Annotated in this window: 1 protein-coding gene; it reads left to right on the top strand. The window is 66.7% G+C overall.

Features of this window, described 5'->3' with window-relative positions:
- A partial coding sequence (locus tag JL37_RS12715; protein ID WP_231570334.1) for a penicillin-binding protein 1A occupies positions 1–1,822 on the top strand: 1,822 nt, incomplete at its 5' end.
- Positions 1,823–1,902: the final 80 nt, after the last annotated feature.

Here is a 1,902-nt window from a genome sequence, read left to right as displayed (position 1 = left end):
CGAGGTCACCCCAGCCGAGGCCGCCATGCTGGCCGGCATCCCCAAGGCTCCCTCCCGCTTCAACCCGATCGCCAACCGGCCCCGCGCCGAGCTGCGCCAGCGCTACGTGCTGGGCCGCATGCACTCGCTGGGCTACCTGACCGACCCCGAATACCAGCAGGCGCTGGCCCAGCCCATCGTCATGAAATCCGCGGAAGGCACGCCGGCCGGCGGCTATTCCATCCATGGCGAATACGTGGCGGAACTGGCGCGCCAGCTGCTGTTCAACGTCTACCAGGACAACGTCTACTCGCGCGGCATCAATATCTACACCACCGTGCAGTCCAAGGACCAGGAAGCGGCCTATCGCGCCGTGCGCGAAGGCGTGCTGGAATACACGCGCCGCGCGCCCTACCCCGGCCCCGAGGAACAACTGGACCTGCCCCCCGGCACCGAAAACAATCCCCAGGCGCTCGATGAGTTCCTGGACGGCGTGTTCGACAAGTTCAGCGACAGCGGCGACCTGCTGACCGCGCTGGTGCTGTCGGCCAGCCCCACGGAAGTGAAGCTGGCGCGCAGCTCGCGCGAGATCATCACGGTCACCGACAAGAAGGTGCTGGCGGTCGTGGCGCGCGCGCTGAACGACAAGGCCAAGCCCGAGCAGCGCATCAAGCGCGGCTCGGTGGTCTACATCCGCAAGTTCGGCGACAACTGGGAAATCATCAACCTGCCTTCGGTCCAGGCGGCCTTCGTGGCGCTGTCGCCGCAAGATGGCGCCATCCGCGCCATGGTGGGCGGTTTCGATTTCTACCGCGGCAACTTCAACCGCGTGACGCAGGCCTGGCGCCAGCCGGGCTCCAACATCAAGCCGTTCATCTATGCTGCCTCGCTGGAACGCGGCCTGACGCCGGGCACGCAGATCTCGGACCAGCCCTTCGAGCTGACGGCGGCGCAAACCGGCTCCAAGGCCTGGAACCCGAAGAACTACGGCAACCAGTACGAACCCATGCTGACATTGCGCCAGGGCCTGTACAAGTCGAAGAACATGGTGTCGATCCGTATCCTGCAGGCCATCGGGCCGCAATACGCTCAGGACTACCTGACCCGCTTCGGCTTCGACAAGGCCCGCCAGCCGGCCGTGCTGCCGCTGGCGCTGGGCGCGGGCTCGGTCACCCCGCTGCAGCTGGCCGGCGCATTCTCGGTGTTCGCCAACGGCGGCTACCGCGTCACGCCATACCTGATCGACCGCGTCACCGACAGCAGCGGCAAGGTCATCATGCAATCCAAGCCCGTTGTGGCTGGCGACGCCGCGGCGCGCGCCATCGATCCGCGCACCGCCTGGATCATGGACGACATCCTGCGCGGCGTGGCCACCTACGGCACCGCCGCCCGCGCCCGCGTGCTGCTCAAGCGTAACGACATCGCTGGCAAGACGGGCACCACCAACGAATCCGTGGACGCCTGGTTCTCCGGCTACACCCCCTCGCTGGTCGCTACGGCGTGGCTGGGATTCGATCAGCCCAAGTCGCTCGGCTCGCGCGAAACCGGCGGCGGCGTCGCCATGCCGATCTGGGTCGACTACATGCAGACGGCGCTCAAGGGCGTGCCCGAAGAGAAGCCCCGTCCCCGTCCCGACGGCCTCCTCGTGGAAAACGGCGAATTCTATTTCTCGGAATTCCCGCCTGGGCAAGCCGTCGCGCGGCTGGGCCTGCCCGAGGCCGACACGCTGGGCGAGTTCCTCAACGGCCTGGCCGGCAGCACCAGCGAGGAAACCCGCATCAAGGTCGCGCCCGGCGTGGGCACGCAGAACAACGCTCCCTGGTCGCAGAAGATCCCCTTCTGACGCCCAAGCAGGAAAAGCCGGCCCGGCTGAACTGCCCCCCGAAAGTTGGATATTGATCCAACCTTCGGGGGTTTTTACAT

Origin of the sequence: Achromobacter sp. RTa (assembly GCF_000757485.1) — a bacterium.
Lineage (GTDB): Bacteria > Pseudomonadota > Gammaproteobacteria > Burkholderiales > Burkholderiaceae_B > Achromobacter.
The sequence above is the reverse complement of the archived record's forward strand: the minus strand, read 5'-3'. Positions and strand labels throughout refer to the sequence as shown.